Source organism: Geomonas terrae, from assembly GCF_004791675.1.
Lineage (GTDB): Bacteria > Desulfobacterota > Desulfuromonadia > Geobacterales > Geobacteraceae > Geomonas > Geomonas edaphica.
On record NZ_SRSC01000004.1, the window covers coordinates 89,482 to 112,627 of the forward strand.

Sequence of the window (23,146 nt, forward strand, 5' to 3'; positions counted from 1 at the left end):
TTCTCACTTATGCTGCGACCATCTCTAAGGAGGAGGCCACATGCAGCGAAGCCGTGCCAGGCTGGCCGACATAAGCAGGGGTGCCGTCGGCGCCCCACCGCACCTTCCGGTGCAGAGGGTGCTCGCACTGTTTCAAAAGGATCCGGATCTGCTGAGTGTCGTCATCGAGGAAGAGGGGGACTTCCTGGGGTGCGTGAACCGCAAGGAGCTCCTGACCCTGTTGAGCCGCCCCTTCGCCATGGAGCTATACGCAAAGAAGCCGGTGCTCACCCTCATGCAGGACCTGAAGGGAAAACGGATCGTACTCCCGCCCGAGCTCGACGTGGACGAGGCCGCGGTGCAGCTCCTCTCGCTTGACCCCACCCTGCAGACCGACGCGTTGGCCCTGGTGGATGACAGGCGCTGTCGCGGCATCGTATCGGTTTCCGACCTGATGATGACGGTGGCGGAGCGGCAAAAGGAGCTGCTGGGGGCGCTGGACTGCCTGAGTTCCCGCCTGCGAGAGGAGGTCACCCTCGGCATGAAGATCCAGCAGGACCTTCTCCCCCCGCCCGACTATCGCTTCGGCAGCCTGACGGTCGGGGCCGGCATAGCCACCTGTTCCGAGATCGGCGGTGACTTCTTCGACTATTTCAGTGCGGGCGACAACATCCTCGGCATGGTAATCGCGGACGTAAGCGGCCACGGCGTGCAGGCGGGCATGGTCACCACCGCCGCCAAGGCAAGTCTCCACACCCTGGTATCACTCGGCGTCACCACCCCCTCCGGGCTTCTGACCGGTATGAACAGGGCCATTCTTGCCACGGCGCGTCGCACCCTCCTGATGACATGCCTGATCGCCTGCGTCGACCTCGGCCGGGGTGTGATCACCTTTGCCAACGCCGGACACAACTACCCGCTTCTGCTGCGTCGCGAGGCGGCGCACGCCGAGCTGCTGGAGACGGACTCCGGGTTCCCGCTGGGGTTCGACCGCGAGGCCTGCTACCCGGAAACGAGCAGCGCTTTCGCACCCGGAGACCTTCTATTTCTTTACACGGACGGACTCGTGGAGAGCGCTGGGCCCGGGGGTGAGGAGTTCGGTTACGGGCGGCTGGAAGAGCTGCTGGTCCGCGGCAGGGAACTTCCCGTGGGGCGGATGCACGACTACCTCATGAGCGCCATGGCGGGCTTTACCGGGAGCGGAGTGTTGGAGGACGACGTCACCACCTTGACCGTACGGTTCGACGGGTAACAAACCGTTCAACGTCCCCTCTCCCACCGGGAGAGGGAACCAGGACACTCATATCGGAAGACGACGCGTAATTACAGGGAGAAACAATGCAAAAGATAGCCGTGCTCTACCTCGATGAGACGGACCGCAAGGGATGGGACGACGCCTTCCTGGGGATGCCGCACGTCATGACCGTAACCGCGGAGAACGGCCTGACCCGGGCGCTGGAAAGCGTACGCGCCATGGGGGAAGACCTGCGTGTGGCGGTGATTTCCTCAAGGTTGTACCCGTACCCCCACCCGGGACTGGTCGGCTTGCTGCGCGAGCTGAACCCGGACCTCGAGGTGCTCCTGATCTCGCGGGAGGCCTGTGCACCAGCGCTTAAGCCCTTGCTCGAAGACCACATCAGACACCTCTGCATAATGCCTACGCAAGCAGGGGTGAACGAGGAGCGCCTCCCGGCCGTGATCGACATGCTGCTCAAGCAGCGTGGCTGGGACATCTCCTGCTGCCTCAAAGAGGGAACCGTGCTGCACTCCTACCGGTTGAGCTCCAGCGAGGAAAAAGAGGACCTCATCGCGAAACTCGAAGAGCTCCTGGACGGCGAGGGCGAGGAGATGGAACTGCTCAGGCAAAAAGGCGCGCTTCTCGCCGACGAGCTCCTGGAGAACGCGATGTACGACGCCCCCCGGAGCGGCCGCGGGGACCGTCTTTTCAGCAAGGGTGAGCGGCGCAGCATGCTCCCGCGGGAGGACATCGTCTTCAGTTTCGGTTTCGACGGCGAGACCCTGTCGCTCGCCCTAACCGACAACTGGGGCAGCCTGAACCCGGACGAGGTGCTCGAGTACCTGACCCGAAACGAGGAGGAGTCGCTCGATTGCGGCGACCCCGGCGGCCGTGGGCTCTTCATCGTGTGGCGCTTCCTGGACCGCTTCCACGTCGCCGTGACGCCGGGCCACTCGACCAGGGTCGGCGGGCACCTGCATCTAAGGTCAACACTTCCCCCCGAAGCACCGCGGGGGGTCCACATAATCAACGGTTGTGAGGAGGTAGCTGCATGAATCTGGCAAATTACGTATCAAACGGAGAGGACTGCTTCATCCTTGAGGGGATCATCGACGCGCACGCCGAAGACGCGCTGAACGCGATCCCGAAGAAGGTCAAACACCCGGTCGCCAGGTTCGACTTCAGCCTGGCCGGTCGCATCAACTCCATGGGGATCGCCCTCATCCTGCGCTGTTTCAAGGAGATCAGCGACAAGGCCGAGATCCGCATCGAGGGGCTGAACCAGACGCACAGCATGCTGTTCAAAATGACCGGAGTGTTCCTGCTGGCGGCACCGGCAAAGGCTCATAGTGGGCGGAAGGAGGGGACGGCATGAAGGCGATCAATTACTTGTTCGGCAGGCTCTTTAACGACATGGACCGGCCGCTTGAAAGGCTGCGGGAAATTCGGGACTCCTACAGGGAGCTCAACGTGGAGATCTACGGCGAGCAGTTGGCCCGCATCCTGAACGAATGGTAACGGCATCCGGAGCCCGCACCGACGAACGGTTCAGCATGGAGAACGAACAAATGATGCAAGAGCGGTCAACGACCTGCCACGACAATTACAGCGCCGACACGGGCAACATGCCTCTGGACGGCATCGCTACCGTACCGATCCGGCGACTGCGCAGCTTCACCGGGCTTTCCAGTCGACGCAACGACGTCAGTTCGATGCTCTCCGCCACTATCGAAGCCACCCTGGACGGCATCATGGCCGTCGACGCGGGGGGCGAAATCGTCGCATGCAACCGGCGCTTCCAGCAGATGTGGGAGATCGACGAGGAGATCCTGGTATCGGGCGACTCGAACCGGATGCTGATCTCCCTGCTCGGCCAGGTGTGCGATCCTGTCCTTTTCTTCGAGAAAGTGACCGAACTCTACTGGCAGCCCGATCTCGAGAGCTACGACCTGGTGGAGATGCGGGACGGCCGGTGGCTGGAGCGCTTTTCCAGGCCGCACTACGAGGATGGGAAACTCGTCGGCAGGGTCTGGACCTTCCACGACATCACCGAACTTAAGAAGATGGAAAGCCAGCTCCTCCACGCGCAGAAGATGGAGGCGATCGGCACACTCGCCGGCGGCATCGCGCACGATTTCAACAACATCATGACCGCGGTCATCGGCTACACCGATCTCCTGATGATGGAATTCAACCCTCCCGCTCCTTTCAAGGGATTCCTCGAGAACATCCACACCTCTTCGAACCGGGCCATCGCGCTGGTGAGAAACCTGCTCGCCTACAGCAGGCAGGACCCCGTCTACACCGCGCGCATGGACGGCAACACGCTGGTGGAAAACGTGGTTGTGCTGTTGGAAAGGCTTGCGGGCCAGTCCGTCGCCTTCGAATGGCGTCCGTCCCGGTCGCTGCAGACAGTGCTGGTGGATCAGGCGCAGATGGAGCAGGTCCTGGTGAACCTGGTGACCAATGCCCGCGACGCCATGCCGGACGGGGGCAGGCTCACGATGACGGTGGACGGCGCGGTCCTCGGGGCCGACGACGTGGACGGCTACGCCAAGCCCGGCCCCTACGTCCGCATCTCCGTTTCGGACACGGGTTCCGGAATCGACGAGGCCACGCGGGCCAGGATCTTCGACCCCTTCTTCACCACCAAGGAGGTCGGCCAGGGAACGGGTCTCGGGCTGTCCATCAGCTACGGCATCGTGAAACGGCACGGCGGCTTCATCAAGGTGGAAAGCGAAACCGGCAGGGGTACCACCTGCACCATCTTCCTCCCCAGGACCGATGCCGCCTTAACCCTTTCCCCCTAGTCCTTCCCCACCCGAGCGCCTTTCGAACCGGCCAAACATCGGTGAAAGGTTCATAAACATTTAGCCAATCTGTAACAACGCTGTAACATTTCTCCGGCATCCTAGGACGCATTGAAGGTTCGAGCGCGACGCGGCTGCTGCCCTTTACCGGGATACGCGGCTGCCACTTGGCGACTCGAAACGCTCCCGGAGGCAACACTTGAACAGTGACGTGCGCAGTTCCTACTGCGGCAGTGAAACGGAGAAAGACGTGGCACGAGCGACGACGAAGACACGTGAGCCGGACACGGCGAAGAGGCTGAACGGGGACGCGGTATTCCGCTACCTCACCACCTTCTTCGCCTTCAGCATCCTCGCGATTCTCGCTCTGATGCTTTACGAGATGGCCGGTGAGAGCATGCCCGCCATCAAGGCGTTCGGGTGGAAATTCGTAAGTTCGAAGGATTGGGATGCCGTGCAGGAAACCTTCGGCGCCCTCCCCTACCTGTACGGGTCGGTGGTTTCCTCGGTGCTGGCCCTTCTGCTCGCCACCCCCTTGAGCATCGGGGCGGCCCTCTTCATCACCGAGATCGCACCGGGGCGCCTGGGCTCCATCGTGGCGCCGCTCGTGGAACTGCTGGCGGCGATACCCTCGGTCATCTACGGCCTCTGGGGCGTGCTGGTCATGGCGCCCTGGCTGCAGACCACGGTGCAGCCCTTCCTGATCGAGCACTTCGGGTTCATCCCGCTCTTTGATGGCGCCCCTTACGGCGTCAGCATGCTCGCCGCCATCTTCATCCTGATGATAATGGTGGTCCCGATCATCACCTCGATCACCCGCGAGGTGCTCCTCGCCGTACCGCAAAGCCAGAAGGAGGCGGCGATAGCGCTCGGCGCCACGCGTTGGGAGACCATCAAGGTCGCCATCCTCCCCTACGGCAAGTCCGGCATCCTGGGCGCTGCGATCCTGGGGCTCGGCCGCGCCATCGGCGAGACCATGGCGGTCACCATGGTGATCGGCAACGCTCCGAATATCTCGCTGTCGCTTTTGTCCCCTGCCTACACCATGCCGAGCGTGATCGCGAACGAGTTCGCCGAGGCGACCACGAAGCTGCACTCCTCCGCGCTCATGGAGATCGGCCTCATCCTCATGGTGGTTACCCTGATCGTGAACGCACTGGCGAGGCTCTTGATCTGGAGCGTCTCGCGTGAAGCGAAGGGAGGTGCGGCATGATGAACGGCATGGCTTTCCGCAAAGCGAAGAACCACCTGATGAGCTTCGTCATGCTTGCCTGCACCCTGGCGGTGCTCATCCCGCTCGCGCTCATCTTCGTGCACATCGTGAAGATGGGGATCAGTTCGCTCTCCCTGGACTTCTTCACCCACATTCCGGCCCCCACCGGTGAAGCGGGCGGCGGAATGGCCAACGGGATGCTCGGCTCGCTCATCATGATCGGCGGAGCGTCGCTCATCGGCCTCCCCATCGGCATCCTGGGCGCCATCTACCTCTCCGAGTTCGGCGGCTCCAGGATGTCGACGACAATCAGGTTCGCCGCGGACGTCCTCTCCGGCACCCCCTCGATCATCACCGGCATGGTCGCCTACACCCTGCTTGTCGTCCCGATGAAAGGGTTCTCGGGGCTTGCCGGTGCGGTGGCGCTCGCCATGATCATGATCCCGATCGTGCTGCGCACCACCGAGGAACAGTTGAAGATGGTCCCGGGTTCGCTGCGCGAAGCGTCGCTCGCCCTCGGCGTCCCCTTCTGGCGCACGAGCCTCAAGGTGACCTTGAGAAGCGCCATGTCCGGCGTGCTCACCGGCATCCTGCTCGCGGTGGCGAGGATTGCGGGCGAGACCGCACCGCTTCTTTTCACCGCGCTCGGCAACCAGTTCTGGAGCAAGAACGTCATGCAGCCGATGGCGGCACTCCCCCTGCAGATCTTCAGCTTCGCGATAGCACCCTACGAGGACTGGCACAAGCTGGCCTGGGCCGGCGCCCTCGTGCTAGTAAGCGTCATGTTCGGCTTAAGCCTCACCGCCCGCTACTTCAGCAGAAGCAGGCAGGCGCACTAGTTCCACCCACGTTTTCAAGGAAAGACAGAGGATACGATGAACAACAAGGTAAAACTGGACCAGGTAAACATACACTTCGGCAGGACCCACGCGGTGCGCGACATCAACATGAGCTTCCCGGAGAACAGCGTCACCGCCATCATCGGGCCGTCCGGGTGCGGCAAGTCGACCCTCTTGCGCTCGATGAACAGGATGCACGACCTTGTCCCCTCGGCACGGGTCACCGGTAAGATCCTCGTCGACAACGGCGACATCTACGAAAGGGGTGTCGATCCCGTCGCTATCAGGCGCCGCGTCGGCATGGTGTTCCAGAAACCGAACCCCTTCCCCGCCATGTCGATCTACGACAACGTCATCGCGGGTTACAAGCTGAACGGGAGGCTGCCGCGCGAGGAGGCGGACGAGATCGTCGAGAGCTGCCTGAAGCGCGTGGCGCTCTGGGACGAGGTGAAGGACCGTCTGAAAAGCAACGCGATGATGCTCTCCGGCGGGCAGCAGCAGCGCCTCTGCATCGCGCGCACCATCGCGGTGAAGCCCGAGGTGATCCTCATGGACGAGCCCGCCTCGGCCCTCGATCCCATCTCGACCCTGAAGATCGAGGAGCTGATCGAGGAGCTGAAGGAGCGCTACACCATCATCATCGTGACGCACAACATGCAGCAGGCCGCCCGCGTCTCCGACTACACCGCCTTTCTCTACATGGGAGACCTGGTCGAGTGTGGCGAAACGAAGAAGATATTCACCACCCCGGAAGAGAAGCGCACCGAGGACTACATCACGGGCCGTTTCGGCTAACACATAAGCAGCGCCACCAAGGAAAGCGGAGAAGACATGGAGAGAGAACATTTCAGCAGACAGTTCGACAACGAGCTGAACCAGATACGCGAGAAGCTCCTTGAGATGGGGGGTAAGGTCGAGGTGATGATCGCCAATGCCATGAAGTCCCTCGTCGAGCGGGACACGGAGCTCGCCGAGCGGACCATCGCCTTCGATCACGAGATCAACACGCTGGAGATGGTGATCGACGAGAAGTGCCTCGAGGTTTTGGCCCGCCGTCAGCCTGCCGCGCGCGACCTGCGCTTCATCACCCTGGCGCTGAAGATCGTGACCGACCTGGAGCGTATCGGCGACCAGTGCGCCAACATCTGCAAGAGGGCGCGGGAGTTGAACCAGGAGCCGGCCCTGAAGCCGTACATAGACCTGCCGCGCATGGCGCAGGCGGCCTCGGACATGGTGAAAGAGGCGCTTGATGCCTTCGTCCGCGGCGACGACGCCCTGGCCATAAAGGTCTGCCAGGACGACCAGTGCGTGGACGAGCTGAACGAGCAGATCCAACGCGAGCTTTTGACCTTCATGATGGGAGATCCGAAGTGCATCAGCCGCGCCATGAAGATCATTCAGGTCTCCAAGGGCCTTGAGCGCATCGCGGACCACGCCACCAACATTGCGGAGATGGTCATCTTCATGATCAAGGGGAAGGACATCAGGCATACCATTGCATAGGTACGCTGGTCGTCCAAGCCCCCCTCTCCCTCCGGGAGAGGGGCAGGGGTGAGGGCATCGGCAGCGACAACCTCGTCCCTTCGCAGCAACGCCCTCACCCGCCCGTCGGGCACCCTCTCCCGGAGGGAGAGGGGGAATGCAGCGGAACCTGACGCTTGATCACCAACGAAAATGCCACGGCGGCTGCCGTGGCATTTTCGTTAACGACACTATTTTTCATGACGGCTATTCCACGTGGTGTTCTCCCGGAACGAGCAGTACCGGAACTTCGATGCGGCGGGTGACCTGCTCGGCGGTGCTCCCTACCATGACTCGCTTCAGTGCCCCCTTACCTTGGCACCCCATGACGACTAACGAATAAAGCCCTGCTTTTCCCCTATTGATCACTTCATCCGCCGCTTCGCCGCGCACAAGTTCGATGCCAACCTCGCTTGCCCCAAGCCGCTCAAGACGCCTTTTCTTCGCTTCCAGCAGATACTGCGCATCCTCTTCGGTTCGTCCATCCTCGGCATCCTCATCACTGGGAAGGACGTGCAAGAGCGTGATCGCGGCGCCATGCTGCTCCAGTGCGATCTTACCGAGGTAGTCAAGCCCCCGCTCAGACGCATCCGAGAAATCGGTAGGGAAAAGGATATGCCTGAACAGGCTGCCGCACCCTTCGTCTCCGCCCCCTCCCCCTACTCTTTCCGCGGCATCAACACGATAAAGCAGCAGCGGGCGCAAGGTCCGGGCCAGGAGAGCCGCGGACACGCTCCCCAAGGTGGCAAGCGCGATCACAGCCTTGCTGTGCGAACCTATAACGATCCCGCGCACATCATGCTTCTCCGCAGCCGCGTCCAGGACCGAAGCAGGCACGCCATGAAGCACTTCGGCGGCAACGTTGATACCATGCTCTTCAAGCAGTTCCTTCTGCCTCCGAAAAGCTCCCTCTGCCTCGGATGACAAAAGCGTTCCAGCAGAGGCCGCGACCGACTCTACCACGTGTAGCAACACGATGTCTTTTGTACCGATCTGCTGTAACTGAGCGGCACATGCGATGAGGGAAAATGAAGCAGGAGTCAGATCGGTGCAAACCATCATTTTTCTGAACATGCTTGCCTCCTTTTTTTACTGCTCATTACATTTTCCAAGCTCTCGCACAAATATCAAGTCAACAGCTCGATCACAGTAAGTTAGCACTTACCTTTCAGAGAACGCTAACAGCCCCCCAGATCCTTTAAACTCCTGCTGTACCGGCAAGATGCAGTTCCATTCCACGCCAGCGAGCTCGTCTTCACGATGGTGAAACACCTGGTCTTAAGAACGCTGCGCGTGGTGACGATGACGCTGCATGCGGTGACGATGACGCTGCGCGTGGTAACGATAACGCTGCGCGCGGTGACGATGACGCTGCGTGTGGTGACGATAGCGCTGCGCGTGGTGACGATAACATTGCGCGAGGTGACGATAACACTGCGCGAGGTGACGATGACGCTGCGCGCGGTGACGATAACACTGCGCGCGGTGACGATGACGCTGCGTGTGGTGACGATAACATTGCGCGTGGTGACGATGACGCTGCGTGTGGTGACGATAACATTGCGCGAGGTGACGATGACGCTGCGCGCGGTGACGATGACGCTGCGTGTGGTGACGATAACATTGCGCGAGGTGACGATAACGCTGCGCGCGGTGACGATAACACGGCGTGCGGTGACGATAACGCGGCGCGTGGTCGCGATGACAAGGCTTGCGGTCGTGATGATAAAAGCGCGTGGTCAGGATTGTAAGGGGTTGTAAAGAGATTCTTATAGAAGGCGGGCTCTACCGCGTCGCTATGTGAACAGTTTATTCCGCGATCCGCGGATTCCTGCGGACAACGAAAAATCCGGGTGGCGGCAAAGCCGCACACCCGGACGTGTTGTTCTTCTTGTTTTTGAAGCGGACTACTTGATGGTCTTTATCGTCTTCTGAACCATCTTCACTACGCTCTCCGGCAGCGGCGCGTAGAGCATGGGGGCGGCCATCTTCTGTCCCCTGGTCATGGCCCAGTTAAGGAACTCGGCCAGGTGTTTACCCTTGGCGGCGTCCTTCTGGTTTTCGTAGACGAGGAGCCAGGTGAAGCCGACCACCGGGTATGCGTCCTTGCCGGGCTGGTTCACCAGGGAGATGCGGTAGTCAGCCGGCATGTTTTTAACCGCACCTGCCGCGGCGGCGCTAGTCGACTTGATGGAAGGTGCCACGAAGACACCTGCCTGGTTCTTGAGCGATGCGTAGGGGAGTTTGTTCTCGAAGGCGTAGGCAAGCTCGACGTAACCGATGGAATACGGGGTGGTCTTGATCTGTCCGGCTACCCCCTCGTTACCCTTGCCGCCAAGACCTACAGGCCACTTCACCGCGGCGCCCTTGCCGACCTTTTTCGCCCACTCAGCGTTCACGCCGGAGAGGTAATCGGTGAAAATGCTGGTGGTGCCGGACCCGTCGGAGCGGTGCACGACGATGATCGGTTTGGCGGGGAGGTTCACACCTTTGTTGTCGTCAGCGATCCTCGGATCGTTCCATTTGGTGATCTTGCCGAGGTAGATGTTGGCGACGTCCTCGGAGTTCAGCTTGATGCCAGAGGGAACGCCGGGGAGGTTGTAGGTGACAACAACGGCGCCCATCACGGTCGGGATGTGGATCAGTTTGCCCGGGGCGCCCTTAAGCTCGGCGTCAGAGAGGAACTTGTCGCTTGCGCCGAAGTCAACGGTCTGCGCGGTGATCTGTTTGATGCCGCCGCCCGAACCGATGGACTGGTAGTTGAACTTGACGCTCTTGTCCACCTTGGCGTACTCGGTGAACCATTTGGAGTACAGCGGATACGGGAAGGTTGCGCCGGCTCCGTTTATGAGTGTTGCTGCGTTTGCCTGGCCTGCGCCGCCCACTGCGGCTACCAAAGCGAGAGCGAAAAATGCCTTTTTGATCGTCTGAATCATTCATTTTCTCCTTTGTCTGTTTGTGCAAACTATAGGAGCCAAATGTTGCGGTTTCGTTACAGCCTCAGCAAGAATCTGTGAAGACAGATAAATCATCATTGACTACATCCGCCAATGCGGATATAGTCCTCACCCATGAACGACATCCTGCTTCTCTACAAATCGCTGGCCGATGAGACCCGACTGCGCATCCTCGCGCTGCTTCTTGGCGAGGGTGGTGAGCTCTGCGTCTGCGACATCATCGCCGCTTTGAAACTCCCACAGTCTACCATCTCGCGCCAGCTTGCCATCCTGAAGAAGACCGGATGGGTGAATGACCGCCGCTGCGGCCTCTGGATCTATTATTCCGTGCGCGAGAACGCGGGACCGCAGAGTGAGCTCATCCCGCTTCTGAAAAAACAGCTCCTGAAGACCGGCACCTCGGCGGACGATCGCGAAACACTCGCCGGCTTCGGTTGCGACAACAGCTGCGCCTAAAAAAATTTTGCCCGCATATATCCGCCGGAACGGATATTGGAGGCCGCACATGCCCCGGAAAAAGATCCTGTTTCTCTGCACCCACAATTCCTGCCGCTCGCAGATGGCCGAGGGGCTCGCGAACCATTTCCTTGAAGACGAGGTGGAAGCCTTCTCCGCAGGGACCGAGGCGACCCGCGTGAACCCGCTCGCGGCGAAAGTCCTCACCGAAATCGGCATCGACATCTCCGGCCAGTACTCGAAGACCGTCGATGAGTTCGAGGGGCAAAGCTTCGATCACGTCATCACCCTCTGCGGGGACGCCAACGACAAGTGCCCTCTCTTCATCGGAGGTGTCACGCGCACCCACTACGGCTTCGACGATCCCTCGCGTATCCAGGGAAGCGAGGAGGAAGTCCTGCCGCAGTTTCGCCGCGTGCGTGACGAAATAAAGAACTGGATCATGGAAACCTTCGGAGGCACCAAGTGAGCGAACATCTTTCCCGCAAACTCTCTTTCCTCGACCGCTGGCTGACCCTTTGGATCTTCGCCGCCATGGCGCTCGGCGTGGGGCTCGGCTACTTTGTCCCGGGTGTCGAGACACTCGTCAACAGTTTCCAGGTCGGCACCACGAACATACCGATCGCGGCGGGACTCATCCTGATGATGTATCCCCCCTTCGCCAAGGTTAAGTACGAGGAGATGCCCGAGGTCTTCCGCAACAAGAAGGTCCTCGCACTGTCTCTCATTCAGAACTGGTTGATCGGGCCGGTGCTCATGTTCGTCCTTGCCGTGCTCCTTTTGCCGGACAAGCCGGAGTACATGGTCGGCCTCATCATGATCGGTCTCGCCCGCTGCATCGCCATGGTGGTGGTATGGAACGAACTCGCGAAGGGTAGCACCGAGTACGCAGCGGGCCTCGTAGCCTTCAACAGCATCTTCCAGGTCCTCTTTTACAGCGTCTATGCCTGGTTCTTCATCACCGTGCTGCCGCCGCTCGTGGGTCTTCAGGGTGTGGCGGTGGACGTAAGCATCGGCGACATCGCGAAAAGCGTCTTCATCTACCTCGGCATCCCCTGCATCGCCGGCGCCCTGACCCGTCTTTTCGGCGTGAAGTTCATGGGCAAGGAGCGCTATCACCGGGAGTTCGTCCCGAAGGTCGGTCCCATCACCCTGATCGCCCTCCTCTTCACAATCGTGGTGATGTTCAGCCTGAAGGGACAGCTGATCGTGCAGCTCCCCATGGACGTCGTGCGCATCGCGATCCCCATGCTGATCTACTTCATCGTCATGTTCCTCGTCTCCTTCTGGATGGGAAAACGGATGGGAGCCGACTACAGCAAGACCACGACGCTTGCCTTCACCGCGGCGAGCAACAACTTCGAGCTCGCCATAGCCGTCGCCGTAGCGGTCTTTGGCCTGAACTCCGGGGCCGCCTTCGCCGCGGTCATCGGTCCCCTGGTCGAGGTGCCGGTGATGATCGGCCTGGTCAACGTCGCCTTCTGGTTCCAGCGCCGAATGACGGCAGCATAGGGGGATTGATATGCTGAAACAAGCGGCGGACTACCTCACCTTCGATCTGCTCGGCCTCGTTCCCGGTTCCCGCGGCGGCGAGGCGCTCAACTTCTTTCTCTACGACACGGTGAAGATCTTTTTCCTGCTCACCTCCATCATCTTCGTCGTAGCGGTGATCCGCTCCTCGTTCCCGCCGGAGAAGACCAAGCGCATGCTCGCGCACAAAAGGGAGTACGTCGGCAACGTGCTCGCCGCCCTTTTGGGCATCGTCACCCCCTTTTGTTCCTGCTCGGCGGTCCCCCTCTTCATCGGCTTCGTCGAGAGCGGAGTACCGTTAGGAGTCACCTTCTCCTTCCTCGTCTCCTCTCCGATGGTCAACGAGGTGGCGCTCATCATGCTCTGGGGGCTCTTCGGCTGGAAGATTGCCGCCATCTACATCGGGACGGGACTCGTGGTCGCCATAGTCGCCGGAATCATCATCGGGAAGCTGAAGATGGAGCGGTACGTCCAGGACTACGTCTGGCAGATGCAGGTGGGACAGGCCGACCTAGTCATTCCGGATTTTCGGGGGAAGCTCGATTACGCCCGGGAGTACACCTTGGGCCTTCTGAAGAAGATCTGGCCCTACGTGATCGTGGGTATCGGGCTCGGCGCCTTCATCCACGGCTATGTCCCCGCCGACTTTCTCGCGCGCTGGGCGGGACGGGACAACCCTTTCGCGGTGCCGGTCGCGGTGGCACTTGGGGTGCCGCTTTACAGTAACGCCGCCGGAGTGATCCCCATCGTGCATGCGCTCATGGAGAAGGGTATGGCGATGGGAACCGTGCTCGCCTTCATGATGGCGGTGACGGCGCTTTCGCTCCCGGAGGCGGTGATCCTCAGCAACGTCCTCAAACGGCCGCTTCTGGCAACTTTCTTCGGCATTGTCGCCGTTGCGATAACGATAGTGGGGTATCTCTTCAACGCCATCCTCTAAACACCCAGAAAAGGAGAACGACATGAAAATCGAAGTGCTCGGAACCGGCTGCGCCAAATGCAAGACCCTCTACGAACACACCGTTACCGCCGTCGCCAACAGCGGCAAGGACGCCGAGGTCGTGAAAGTCGAGGACATCCCTTCCATCATGAAGTACGGCGTCATGAGCACCCCCGCCCTCGTCATCGACGGCAAGGTCGCGTTCTCCGGCAAGGTCGCGTCGATCATAGAAATCATGGCGCTCCTGTAGCCGCCGACACACAGAAAGGGAATCCGCCATGAAAATCGCAGCCACCCTCGCGCTTTTACTCGTCTCCGCCGCTCTCGCCCACGCCGAGCTCCCCGCAGCAACGGACGCCGCCGTGGCGAATGCGCTTCGCTCCGGGAAACCGACCGTCATCGACCTCGGAGCCCGCACCTGCATCCCCTGTAAAAAGATGGCACCGATCCTGGAGAACCTCGCTGCCGAGTACCGCGGAAAAGCCTCCGTCCTCTTCATCGACGTTCACGAAAACCAGGCGGCCGCTGACAAGTTCCGCGTGCAGATGATCCCGACGCAGATCTTCTTCGATAAAAACGGCAAGGAGATCAAGCGGCACATCGGGTTCATCGACAAGACGGAAATGGTGCGGGATCTGAAGGCTGCGGGGCTCAAGTGACCATGCTGGATGACATCGAGCGCATCATCGCACTCTACCCGTTCGCGGCGTTTGGGGCGGTTTTTCTCGCCGGTGTCCTCTCCTCGGCATCCCCCTGCGTCCTGACCACCATCCCCCTGGTGGTCGGGTTCACCGGGGGATACGCCGACGGGGACCGGATGAAGGCGTTTCGTTACTCGCTTTTCTTCGTCTTCGGTCTTTCCCTCACCTTCACCGCCTTCGGGGCGGCGGCGGGGCTTCTCGGCACCATGTTCGGCACCCTCGGCGGCAAGTGGTACCTCATCGCGGGGACCATCGCCCTTCTCATGGGGCTGCAGATGATGGAGATGTACCGGTTCGAACTGCCGTGGCGCACCGAGTGGCGCCCGCGGCAGGCCGGACTTTTCGGAGCCTTCATCCTCGGCCTCTTCTTCGGCATCGTCTCTTCCCCCTGCGCCACGCCGGTGCTCGTCGTGCTGCTCACCCTGGTGGCGAGCAAGGCGCAGGTCCTCTACGGCATCGCCCTCCTCTTTTGCTACGCCATCGGGCACTGCCTCCTCATGCTTTTCGCCGGGACCTGCACCGGGTTCGTCGAATCCTTCGCCAAGTCGAAGGGGATCCAGGGGCTCTCCACGTGGGCCAAGCGGTTTAGTGGCGCAATCGTCGCCATCGCGGGTGGATGGTTCGTCTGGCAGGGGCTCGCCTCCTTACTGTGAGCTTTCGGCTCAACACTCCTGGATCCAGCATCCCCCTGTAAAAGCAAATCCCCCCTGCCCCCCGTGCCTTGGCGAAGGGGGGAACGTACGGCTCATGCTGCGCTTCCTGGACAGCCGTACTCCACGGGTCAGTTCCATGAAGAACCAATAAAACACCATCGATAGCGTCGTAACTACAGGTGCGACCGTTACATCTTGACATTCATATTTCTAAATGATAAAACGCGGCCTGTCCGACGAACCTAGCAATGGAGGTATGATGGCCGAGTTGTTCAGCACCAAGATATGGGATCACGCCAGAAACCCTCGCAACTTAGGATTACTGACCGACGCGGACGTGCTGGTACAGGCGGGAGATCCTTCGCAAGGAGACGCTTTTCTCTACCTGTTCAAGATCCGTGATGAGCAGGTTGAAGCGGCGCGTTTTCTCGCCAAGGGTAACCCCGCCGCGGTAGCCGCCTCCTCGGTTGCGACGGAACTTGCCGTCGGCAAATCCCTGGACGAAGTGCTGGCCATAGGACCCGTCACCATCGCGAGGGCACTCGGGGGGATGCCAGAGGAGAAAATGTACTGCTGCCGCATGGCCGCCACCGCGCTTCACACGGCGGTGCACCAGTATCGCAGTTCGGAGGAAGACCCCGTCTTTTGCTTCGCGACTGGCGCGTAAGGCATAGTCGCCCCAGCCAACTCACTCAAAACAAAAAACTCCGAGAACGCTCAAGGCGCTTTCGGAGTTTTTTTTACGGCATGTGTTTTAAGAATCAGAGGATGTAATCGGTGGAGAGGAAATGGGACTTCCTCTCCTTTACGATGCCGGTGATGATCTCCCGGTTCGCGTCCGTTTCCCTTGCGGCGACCACGATCCTGATGGAGAAGACGCGCAGCGCATCCGCTACGGACTGGGTTCCCTCGGCGGAGTTTTTCCGGCCGTTGAAGGGGAAGCTGTCCGGGCTTCTCTGGCACTTGCTGTTGATATTGATACGGCAGACCTGGTTCACCAGCGCGTCGATCAACTGGGCCAACTGGTCCTCGTTGCGCCCGAAGATGCTCGCCTGCTGGCCGTAGGGGGAGCTGACCACGTAGTCGATGGTCTCCTTCAGATCATCGAAGACCACCACCGGGACCACCGGGCCGAACTGCTCCTCGTGGTAGACGCGCATCTGCGGCGTCACCGGGTAAAGGAGCGCAGGGTAGAAGAAGGAGCCGCTCCTGGTCCCACCGCAGTCGTTCACCACCTGCGCGCCGTGCTTCTCCGCGTCGCGCAAAAGCCCTTCCAGGTACTCAGGCTTCTCCGGCTCGGGGAGTGCGGTGATCGCCACCTTCTCCTGCCAGGGTACGCCGCATTTCAGCCGCCCGATCCCCTCCGCCATCCCCTTCAGGAATCCCTCCGCGATGCTGCGGTGCACGAAGATGATCTTCAGCGCGGTGCAGCGCTGCCCGTTGAAGCTCAGTGCACCCGAGAGGCACTCCTCTACCGCCAGTTCCAGGTCCGCGTCCGGCAAGACGATGGCGGGATTCTTCGCGTCCAGCCCGAGCACGCAGCGCAACCGGTGCGGACGGGGGTGACTCGCGCGCAGCGCATCGGCCACGCGGCTTGTCCCGATGAAGCCGAGGACGTCGACGCGGCCGGTCGCCATGAGCGGCGGAAGGATCTCCTCACCGTCGCCGTACACCGTGTTGACGACACCTGCCGGGAAGCAGTCGCGGAAGGCTTCAAGCAGCGGCTCGAAGATGAGGACACCGAAGCGGGGCGGCTTCAGCACTATGGTGTTGCCCATCACGAGCGACGGAATTAGCGTGGTGAAGGTCTCGTACAGCGGGAAGTTGTATGGGCCCATGCAGAGAACGACGCCCAGGGGGGCGCGGCGGATCTGGCCGATGATCCCCTGCTGGATGACGAAGCGGGATGAGACGCGATCCAGTTCCTTCAGCGCGTCGATGGTGTCCTTCACGTAGGCGAGCGCGCGGTCGAATTCGGCCTCGGCCTCCTTGATCGACTTGCCGATCTCCCACATGAGGAGCTTCACCACCTCGGCGCGCCGCTCCTTTACCGATGCGGCAAAGCATTGCACGCACTTGATCCGCTCACCGACCGACATGGTGGGCCAGGCGCCTCTGCCGTTATCGTACGCGGCCACCGCCACGTCGAGCGCCTCCAGCGCTGCGGGAACAGACAACGCCGGTGCCTCCCCTACCCTTTGCGCTTCGGACTGCTCACCCGTTCGCACCTGTACCGGCGAAAGCACCTCCTGCATCGGCCCTTCCCAGCGGCGCAGCTCGCCGCCGATCAGGTAGAGTTCCTGGCGGATCGGGTTCTCGATACGGTACTGGGGGGGGATTTCCTGCGATAACGGGGACAGTCCTGCGAGCTTCTTCTTCACGTTGCCTTCCTTCCGACAGATGTTATTGCGGGTGACGTTTCGCGCTACCGGAGGGTCCCGGGAAGCCACGAAGTCATCGAAAAGCTATACGCCAACTGGGAGCGAGGGTCAACTTGTTAATGAGCCGAAGTGTTTCTGCTTCAACGATAATTTGCGCATTGACAGAGCGCCGCTATACTCGTTTGAGCCTTGGCTATTGACGCAGCCTTTTCCAGGTTTAGACAGGATCAGGCTGGAAACTTCTTGAACAAAGGGAGAAACAGGATGGGATCTAAGGGACGCGAAATTGTCGGCATGGACGTGGAAGAGCTTCTCACTCTGTTGAACCGCGCCTTCTGCGATGAGTGGTTCGCCTATTACCAGTACTGGCTCGGGGCAAAGCTTGTGAAGGGACCTATGAAGGACGCCGTCGGCGCCGAACTGCTGGTGCACGCGACCGAAGAACTCGCGCACGCCGACATGGTGGCCCTGCGCATCATTCAGCTGGGGGGAACGCCGGTAACCAAACCCGAGGAGTGGTACAAGCTCACCAACTGCGGCTACGACGCCCCGGACGACCCCTTCGTGAAGAAGATCCTGGAGCAAAACATCAAGGGTGAGCAGTGCGCCATCAGCGTGTACAAGAAGCTCCTCGACCTGACCCGCGAGAAGGACCCCGTCACCTACAACATGGTGCTCACCATCCTTCAGCAGGAGGTCGAGCACGAGGAGGACCTGCAGTCGCTTCTGGAAGACTACGAGCTGATGATCGGCGCGTTGAAGATGTAAAAGGTGTAAAGACTAAAACGAGGCGGAACTGTGGTTCCGCCTCCTCCTACGCAGCCTTCGAAAGCGGGTGCACTTGACGTACCTTCAGGGCAAGTTCCTTCTCTGCGGTCTTCAGATCGTAAGTCGTCTGCAAGTTCATCCAGTAAGTCGGCGTCTGATTCAAGGCTTTTCCGAAAAGGAGCGCCAACTCCGCAGTTACAGGGCGCGCCCCTTTGATGACATGCGAAACCCGCATTGGAGAAACGCCTATCGCCTTTGAAAAGGCATTCTGCGATACATTGAGTTCGTCCAGTATCTCCTTCAGGAATACACCGGGATGAATGGCAGGAAGGCCGTTTGGGATAGACATGATCCTTTTCCTCAATGGTAATCGTTTATTTCGACAGCAGTTGCTTCGCCGTTCGCGAATGAAAAACAGATACGCCACTGGTCGTTGATTCTGATACTCCACTGACCTGATCTTGTGCCGGAAAGAGCTTCAAGCCGGTTTGACGGTGGCAACAACAGGTCAGTGACTTCGCGTGCGCTGTCCAATTGGGTCAGCCGCATGATCGCACGCTGGATGATTTCCGGAGGAAGCTTTCTCGACTTCCCCGCGGCGAAGAGCCTTTCTGTTTCCTTGTTTGCAAACGATACGATCATGGCAGAATGTAAACAGATTGTTTATACCTGTCAAGAACTCCTCTCCCCTCCCTTTCCGTAAATCTAAAAAGCCCCTTCCGCACGGAGGGGGCTTTCTTGTTTTCTGTAGCTGATGGATCTCAGGAAACCTTGGAAAAGACTTCGGCGGCCCACTGGTTGAGGCTCATACCGAGATGTGAAATCTCACGCCGCATTGCGGTGCTTGATGGTCTCCCACCCGATGCAGGCAAGCCATATGTGCCGCGGGATCGCCTTACTGCCTGTCCTGTAATGGGTTATCATCCTGCGGGTCATGCCAAGAGCATCTGCAGCGGTCGACAGGGAAAGTTCATTGCGCTTCATCCATTCGTTGAACTCTGCCGGAGAGGGTTCCCCTGCCTGTGCTTTGCAGCGACTATACAGTTGGTCCGCCCCCAACTCGATGTCGTCCCCCCATGCGACACTGTGCCCATACCAGCCGACCTGCGCCATCGCAAAGACCTCCGGATCACAAATCGGTAGCAGGAGAGCAAAACGGGCCATCCAATCTCCGATGTCGGCTTGCATTGTCTCACCTGTCGTCCACCGAATCATGAGACTGGCGGGTACTATTGCTGTCACTTCTTCGATGCGTGGTGGTTTGTTCATCGTGTTATCTCCTCCCATTTCGCAAAAAGTAATGCTTGGTTTTCCACAGCCCACTTGATCGCTTCGGCCATCTTCTTCGGCGGGTTGACTTCCCCCACCAGGATTTCCAAAGTTTCAATTGCGACAGAGCAACGGTCTCCATCGATAAATTCCAGATGGAAATGAGGGAGGCCGTGTTCGTTTGGATATATGGTCAACCTGCTCGTGCTGAATCGCATGATCGTGGGCATGGGCGAAATGATAGCGAAACGGTTTCACCAGGTCAAGCTCATCCTGCGTCACTAAAGGCACCGCACCGGCCCTACCCACCCCTTCCAAATTTGGCTCCCTCACCCAAAGCAACCTTGGCAGTATCTGCAGGTTCGTTGTCATTGAACCGCGCGGGCGGTTGTGCAATTATCTGCGCCATGGAGAGGACGATGAAAAAGAGAGAGACAAAGGATGCGGCGCGCACCGTGGCGGTGGCGGCCTACGAGGGAGCGGACCTGCTCGACGTGACCGGGCCGATCGAGGTGTTCAACATGCTGAACCGCTGCCTTTCGGAAACGGCGCCGGAACAGCCGGGGTACCGGATCGTACTGCTCGCTGAGAAGAGCGGTCCCTTCACCACCTGTCCCGGGGTGCGCATCGTGGCGGACCACGCCTGGGATGAGTTCCCGGAGACCGCGGACACCGTCCTGGTTCCAGGAAGCCCGGACGCGGCGCTTGAGGTGGCGCTTAAGAACCGGCGGCTCATCGAATGGCTGGCGCAGGCCGGACCGTGCACACGGCGCCTCGTCTCGGTCTGCACCGGCGCCTTCCTGCTCGCCGAGGCGGGACTTTTAAACGGCCGCCGCGCCACGACGCACTGGCTCGATCTGGAGCGGCTGCGCCGCGAATACCCGGAGGTGGAGGTGGAGAACGACGCCATCTACACCCGCGACGGTTCGGTGGCCACGTCGGCCGGGGTGACCGCGGGGATGGATCTGGCCTTAGCACTCGTCGAGGAGGATTTCGGCAGGAAGATGGCGCTCGCCGTGGCAAGACGCCTGGTGATGTTCCTGAAGCGCCCTGGCGGGCAGGCCCAGTTCAGCACGCAGTTGAGGGCCCAGATGGTCGAGGGTGGGCAGCTCGCGCCGCTTCTGTCGTGGCTCAAGGAAAACCGGTGCGGTAGGGTCACAGTCGAGGAGTTGGCGAACCGGGCGGCGATGAGCCCGAGGAACTTCGCCAGGGTCTTCGTCCGCGAGACCGGCGCGACGCCGGCCAAATACCTGGACCAGTTGAAGCTGGAGCGCTCCATCGCCCTCTTGGAGGAGACCACGCTGCCGCTCGAGCGGGTGGCGCGTGACAGTGGTTTCACCGGCGCAGAACAGATGCGGCGCGCCTTCATCCGCGAGGTCGGCGTCACCCCGATCGCCTACCGGACGCGCTTTTAAAAAAGGAGGTTGCCATGCGTTGCGAGCTGCAAAAAGGAGAGCTGCTCACCCTGCAGCCTGGGGACGGGATCGCATCCATAACCCTTACCGCCGGGAAACTCTGGCTCACGAGAACGAACGATACCCGTGACTACTGCCTGTCGGCGGGAGCGCGGCTCGAGGTACGCAGCGGCGAGACACTCTTTTTGGAGGCACTCGCCCCCTGCGCCGTCCTCTTCCAAAGTCTCCACTCCCGCAGTGCACTCCGCGTAGTCCCCCCCTGCCCGATCTTTCGCCCCGCCTGACTGCAAGCCGTCGAAGCTACCCCTTCACGGCAGGAGCGAGCGGCCAACTGATGATGACCACGCCGATGAGGCAGGTGGCGATGCCGACGAGCCTCAGCCAGTGCATCTCCCCACCGAGGAACCAGTAGGAAAGAAGCAGCACCAGGGCGGACTGGCAGCCGATGATGGCGAGGGCGTACCCGGCGTTCGCACTCGACGCGGTGGCGAGAAACATGGCCCAGTTCCCGAGCACGCTGCAGGCACCCGCGGCGACCAACAGGGGAACGGCGGACTTCCACGCATCCCACATCCCCCAATCTCCCGCCGACCAGACCGCGAACGATACCGTCAGCACCAGCGAGAGTACCAGCATGGCGAAGGGGACCGACACGCCACGCTTCACGGCCGCGGTCATGAACATCACCATGAGGGCGAAACTCACCAAAGCGGTGAGGGCCTGGGTTACGTAGTTCCACATGCTGACCTCCTTTTCATTGCAGAGACCGGGGATCCAGCACCTGCCTTATCGTATGGCTGAGCACCTTCATGGTGTAGGGTTTCATGAGGCAGGCCCGGATGCCGACCTCGCGGTCCGCCTCCTCGAAGGTCTCCTTGAACCCGGTGCAAAGGATGATGGGGATGTCCGGCCGCAGGGCGGTGATCTCGCGGGCGAGTGCCTTGCCGGAAAGTCCCGGCATGGTGAGATCCGTGATCACCAGGTCGAAAGCGGCGGGATCGGCCCGGAACTGGTCCAGGGCGGCCGTGCCGCTAAGGGCGGTGACCACGCTGTACCCCAGGTTCTCCAGTATCCCCCTGCCTAGGACGGTGAGGGATTCCTCGTCATCCACGAACAGGATGCGCTCACGCCCCTGGAGCATCTGCTCAGGCACGTCCTCCTCGTGCACGATCTCGTCGACCACCACCGGAAGGAGGATTTCGAAGCAGGTCCCGGCGCCGACCTCGCTGTGCACGGAGATGGCGCCGCCGTGGTTCTTGACGATCCCCTGCACCACGGCAAGCCCGAGCCCGGTACCCTGCCCGGCCGGTTTCGTCGTGAAGTAGGGATCGAAGATGCGCTCGAGGGTGCGGCTCTCTATGCCGCGGCCGGTGTCGCGCACCGACAGCCTCAGGTGGTCGACCGGGTCGAGAAAAGGGAATGGGAAGAGCAGTGGCGAGGCGGCAGGGACCGACTCCAGGGAGACGGTCAGGATCCCCCCCTGCGGCAGCATGGCATGGTAGGCGTTGGTGCAGAGGTTCATCAGCACCTGGTGCAACTGGGTGGCGTCGGCGAGCACCTTGTCGGCTTCAGGGGGGACGGAAACCTCCTTGCGGATGGCGATCGAGGCGGGAAGCGAGGAACGGAGCAGCCTCATGGCATCGTCCATCACCGTCAGCATATGCACCGGTTTTCGCTCCTGTTCGGTGCGCCTGCTAAAGCTCAGGATCTGCCGCACCAGGTCGGCCGCGCGCTGGGCCGCCGTGAAGACCTGCTCCATCTCCGGGCGCCCCGCCCCGTCCTGCGGCAGCTTGTGCAGTACCATGTCGGTGAAGCCGAGGATCGATGTGAGGATGTTGTTGAAATCGTGGGCGATACCGGCGGCCAGCGTTCCGATCGCCTCCATCTTCTGGGCCTGCCTGAGCTCCTTTTCCGTCCTTCTCAGTTCCGCGGTCCGCTCTTCAACCCGCTGTTCCAGAAGTTCGTTTGCCTCGAGGACGGCGCGCGCCGCCACCTCGGCCCGCTCCTTGGCCACGACCAGTTCGGCGGTCCGCTCCCGCACCACTTCCTCCAGGTGATCGCGGTACCTGAGCATCTCGGCCTCGGCGACCTTCTGCTCGGTGATGTCGGTGCCGCTGCCGATCCAGCGCACGATCCGCCCGGACTCGTCGCGCTGCGCCACGGCCCGGGAGAGGACCCAGCGGTACTCGCCGTCGAACCTGCGGTTGCGGTGCAGGCAATTGTACGGCTCCCCGGTTTCCAGCGAGCGTTTCCACTTCTGGGCGGTCATGGCGACGTCGTCGGGATGGATTATGCTGCGCCACGGCTCCGGATCGGGCTCGCCGGGGATCAGGCCGTTGAACTCGTACCAGCGCAGGTTGGCGAAGTCCTGCGCCCCGTCAGGCGTGGCGGTCCAAACGATCTGTGGAATGGTATCGATGATGAAACGATAGAGCGCGGTTTCTTCGCTGTCACTTGGCTTGTCGATCACTCGGCCC

General features: G+C 60.9%; 30 protein-coding genes. 21 read left to right on the top strand and 9 right to left on the bottom strand.

All coding sequences use genetic code 11. The features are described 5' to 3' along the window. The first annotated feature begins 40 nt into the window (after window positions 1-40). From E4633_RS15960 to phoU, 9 genes are all read left to right on the top strand, one after another. The gene (locus E4633_RS15960) at window positions 41-1,231 is read left to right on the top strand and encodes a PP2C family protein-serine/threonine phosphatase (RefSeq protein WP_135870386.1); all 1,191 of its coding nucleotides are present in this window, start codon (window positions 41-43) and stop codon (window positions 1,229-1,231) included. 86 nt (window positions 1,232-1,317) lie between these two features. Further along, on the top strand, window positions 1,318-2,271 hold the full coding sequence (locus E4633_RS15965; protein WP_135870387.1) for a hypothetical protein: 954 nt from the start codon (window positions 1,318-1,320) through the stop codon (window positions 2,269-2,271). After that, a complete protein-coding gene (locus tag E4633_RS15970) occupies window positions 2,268-2,591 on the top strand; it encodes an STAS domain-containing protein (protein ID WP_135870388.1) in 324 nt (107 codons plus the stop codon). The genes E4633_RS15965 and E4633_RS15970 overlap by 4 nt, the downstream gene beginning before the upstream one ends. After that, a complete protein-coding gene (locus tag E4633_RS20640) occupies window positions 2,588-2,734 on the top strand; it encodes a hypothetical protein (RefSeq protein WP_198419423.1) in 147 nt (48 codons plus the stop codon). Before E4633_RS15970 ends, E4633_RS20640 begins: the two co-directional genes overlap by 4 nt. Window positions 2,735-2,784: 50 nt before the next feature. Beyond that, on the top strand, window positions 2,785-4,026 hold the full coding sequence (locus E4633_RS15975) for a two-component system sensor histidine kinase NtrB (protein ID WP_246038041.1): 1,242 nt from the start codon (window positions 2,785-2,787) through the stop codon (window positions 4,024-4,026). A gap of 250 nt (window positions 4,027-4,276) precedes the next feature. Next, window positions 4,277-5,239, top strand: coding sequence for a phosphate ABC transporter permease subunit PstC (gene pstC, locus E4633_RS15980; protein ID WP_407925455.1), 963 nt, complete (start codon window positions 4,277-4,279; stop codon window positions 5,237-5,239). Then, on the top strand, window positions 5,236-6,078 hold the full coding sequence (gene pstA, locus E4633_RS15985) for a phosphate ABC transporter permease PstA (RefSeq protein WP_135870391.1): 843 nt from the start codon (window positions 5,236-5,238) through the stop codon (window positions 6,076-6,078). Before pstC ends, pstA begins: the two co-directional genes overlap by 4 nt. Window positions 6,079-6,114: 36 nt before the next feature. Next, a complete protein-coding gene (pstB, locus tag E4633_RS15990; protein WP_135870392.1) occupies window positions 6,115-6,873 on the top strand; it encodes a phosphate ABC transporter ATP-binding protein PstB in 759 nt (252 codons plus the stop codon). A 36-nt stretch (window positions 6,874-6,909) separates the two neighbouring features. Beyond that, window positions 6,910-7,581, top strand: a complete 672-nt coding sequence (gene phoU / locus E4633_RS15995; RefSeq protein ID WP_135870393.1) for a phosphate signaling complex protein PhoU — start codon at window positions 6,910-6,912, stop codon at window positions 7,579-7,581. 225 nt (window positions 7,582-7,806) lie between these two features. On the opposite strand, the gene E4633_RS16000 is transcribed toward phoU, so the two are convergent. Beyond that, window positions 7,807-8,673, bottom strand: a complete 867-nt coding sequence (locus E4633_RS16000; RefSeq protein ID WP_135870394.1) for a universal stress protein — start codon at window positions 8,671-8,673, stop codon at window positions 7,807-7,809. Between the two features lie 338 nt (window positions 8,674-9,011). On the opposite strand from E4633_RS16000, the gene E4633_RS16005 reads away from it, so the two are divergent. After that, window positions 9,012-9,350: a hypothetical protein gene (locus E4633_RS16005; RefSeq protein WP_407925456.1), complete on the top strand. Its 339-nt coding sequence runs from the start codon at window positions 9,012-9,014 to the stop codon at window positions 9,348-9,350. Between the two features lie 156 nt (window positions 9,351-9,506). Here E4633_RS16005 and pstS read toward each other — a convergent pair whose 3' ends face one another. Further along, the gene (pstS, locus tag E4633_RS16010; protein ID WP_135870396.1) at window positions 9,507-10,535 is read right to left on the bottom strand and encodes a phosphate ABC transporter substrate-binding protein PstS; all 1,029 of its coding nucleotides are present in this window, start codon (window positions 10,533-10,535) and stop codon (window positions 9,507-9,509) included. Window positions 10,536-10,670: 135 nt separating this feature from the next. Between pstS and E4633_RS16015 the strand changes: the two genes are divergently transcribed. The 8 genes from E4633_RS16015 to E4633_RS16050 all read left to right on the top strand — a co-directional run bounded on the left by E4633_RS16015 (window position 10,671) and on the right by E4633_RS16050 (window position 15,503). Beyond that, entirely contained in the window at window positions 10,671-11,012 is a 342-nt protein-coding gene (locus E4633_RS16015; RefSeq protein WP_135870397.1) for an ArsR/SmtB family transcription factor, read from the top strand. A gap of 49 nt (window positions 11,013-11,061) precedes the next feature. Then, the gene (locus tag E4633_RS16020) at window positions 11,062-11,481 is read left to right on the top strand and encodes an arsenate reductase ArsC (protein WP_135870398.1); all 420 of its coding nucleotides are present in this window, start codon (window positions 11,062-11,064) and stop codon (window positions 11,479-11,481) included. Then, a complete protein-coding gene (arsB, locus tag E4633_RS16025; RefSeq protein ID WP_135870399.1) occupies window positions 11,478-12,524 on the top strand; it encodes an ACR3 family arsenite efflux transporter in 1,047 nt (348 codons plus the stop codon). Before E4633_RS16020 ends, arsB begins: the two co-directional genes overlap by 4 nt. A 10-nt stretch (window positions 12,525-12,534) precedes the next feature. After that, window positions 12,535-13,482, top strand: a complete 948-nt coding sequence (locus E4633_RS16030) for a permease (RefSeq protein ID WP_135870400.1) — start codon at window positions 12,535-12,537, stop codon at window positions 13,480-13,482. Between the two features lie 22 nt (window positions 13,483-13,504). Beyond that, window positions 13,505-13,732, top strand: a complete 228-nt coding sequence (locus E4633_RS16035; RefSeq protein ID WP_129126023.1) for a thioredoxin family protein — start codon at window positions 13,505-13,507, stop codon at window positions 13,730-13,732. 28 nt (window positions 13,733-13,760) lie between these two features. Continuing rightward, window positions 13,761-14,141 (top strand): thioredoxin family protein, encoded by a 381-nt coding sequence (locus tag E4633_RS16040; RefSeq protein WP_135870401.1) that lies wholly within the window; start codon window positions 13,761-13,763, stop codon window positions 14,139-14,141. Further along, window positions 14,138-14,836: a cytochrome c biogenesis CcdA family protein gene (locus E4633_RS16045; protein WP_135870402.1), complete on the top strand. Its 699-nt coding sequence runs from the start codon at window positions 14,138-14,140 to the stop codon at window positions 14,834-14,836. Before E4633_RS16040 ends, E4633_RS16045 begins: the two co-directional genes overlap by 4 nt. A 259-nt stretch (window positions 14,837-15,095) precedes the next feature. After that, a complete protein-coding gene (locus E4633_RS16050; protein WP_135870403.1) occupies window positions 15,096-15,503 on the top strand; it encodes an iron-sulfur cluster assembly scaffold protein in 408 nt (135 codons plus the stop codon). A gap of 94 nt (window positions 15,504-15,597) precedes the next feature. Here the strand turns inward: E4633_RS16050 and E4633_RS16055 are convergent, their stop codons facing one another. Further along, window positions 15,598-17,217: an NADP-dependent glyceraldehyde-3-phosphate dehydrogenase gene (locus E4633_RS16055; RefSeq protein WP_135870404.1), complete on the bottom strand. Its 1,620-nt coding sequence runs from the start codon at window positions 17,215-17,217 to the stop codon at window positions 15,598-15,600. Window positions 17,218-17,481: 264 nt separating this feature from the next. Here E4633_RS16055 and E4633_RS16060 point away from each other — a divergent pair, with 264 nt between their 5' ends. Then, on the top strand, window positions 17,482-17,985 hold the full coding sequence (locus E4633_RS16060; RefSeq protein WP_135870405.1) for a ferritin-like domain-containing protein: 504 nt from the start codon (window positions 17,482-17,484) through the stop codon (window positions 17,983-17,985). Window positions 17,986-18,031: 46 nt separating this feature from the next. Here the strand turns inward: E4633_RS16060 and E4633_RS16065 are convergent, their stop codons facing one another. From E4633_RS16065 to E4633_RS21000, 4 genes are all read right to left on the bottom strand, one after another. Continuing rightward, window positions 18,032-18,334 (bottom strand): HigA family addiction module antitoxin, encoded by a 303-nt coding sequence (locus tag E4633_RS16065; protein ID WP_135870406.1) that lies wholly within the window; start codon window positions 18,332-18,334, stop codon window positions 18,032-18,034. Between the two features lie 11 nt (window positions 18,335-18,345). Beyond that, on the bottom strand, window positions 18,346-18,627 hold the full coding sequence (locus E4633_RS16070; protein WP_135870407.1) for a type II toxin-antitoxin system RelE/ParE family toxin: 282 nt from the start codon (window positions 18,625-18,627) through the stop codon (window positions 18,346-18,348). A 183-nt stretch (window positions 18,628-18,810) separates the two neighbouring features. Then, window positions 18,811-19,254, bottom strand: a complete 444-nt coding sequence (locus E4633_RS16075) for a DUF2442 domain-containing protein (RefSeq protein WP_135870408.1) — start codon at window positions 19,252-19,254, stop codon at window positions 18,811-18,813. Next, window positions 19,251-19,484, bottom strand: a complete 234-nt coding sequence (locus E4633_RS21000; protein ID WP_135870409.1) for a DUF4160 domain-containing protein — start codon at window positions 19,482-19,484, stop codon at window positions 19,251-19,253. The genes E4633_RS16075 and E4633_RS21000 overlap by 4 nt, the downstream gene beginning before the upstream one ends. 189 nt (window positions 19,485-19,673) lie before the next feature. Here E4633_RS21000 and E4633_RS16085 point away from each other — a divergent pair, with 189 nt between their 5' ends. Together E4633_RS16085 and E4633_RS16090 are read left to right on the top strand one after the other, a co-directional pair. Further along, window positions 19,674-20,669, top strand: coding sequence for a GlxA family transcriptional regulator (locus E4633_RS16085; protein WP_135870410.1), 996 nt, complete (start codon window positions 19,674-19,676; stop codon window positions 20,667-20,669). 14 nt (window positions 20,670-20,683) lie between these two features. Further along, window positions 20,684-20,953, top strand: coding sequence for a DUF2917 domain-containing protein (locus tag E4633_RS16090; protein WP_135870411.1), 270 nt, complete (start codon window positions 20,684-20,686; stop codon window positions 20,951-20,953). A 16-nt stretch (window positions 20,954-20,969) separates the two neighbouring features. On the opposite strand, the gene E4633_RS16095 is transcribed toward E4633_RS16090, so the two are convergent. Next, entirely contained in the window at window positions 20,970-21,410 is a 441-nt protein-coding gene (locus E4633_RS16095) for an EamA family transporter (protein WP_135870412.1), read from the bottom strand. A 13-nt stretch (window positions 21,411-21,423) separates the two neighbouring features. Next, complete coding sequence (locus E4633_RS16100; protein WP_246038043.1) at window positions 21,424-23,139, bottom strand: hybrid sensor histidine kinase/response regulator; 1,716 nt, start codon at window positions 23,137-23,139, stop codon at window positions 21,424-21,426. Window positions 23,140-23,146: the final 7 nt, after the last annotated feature.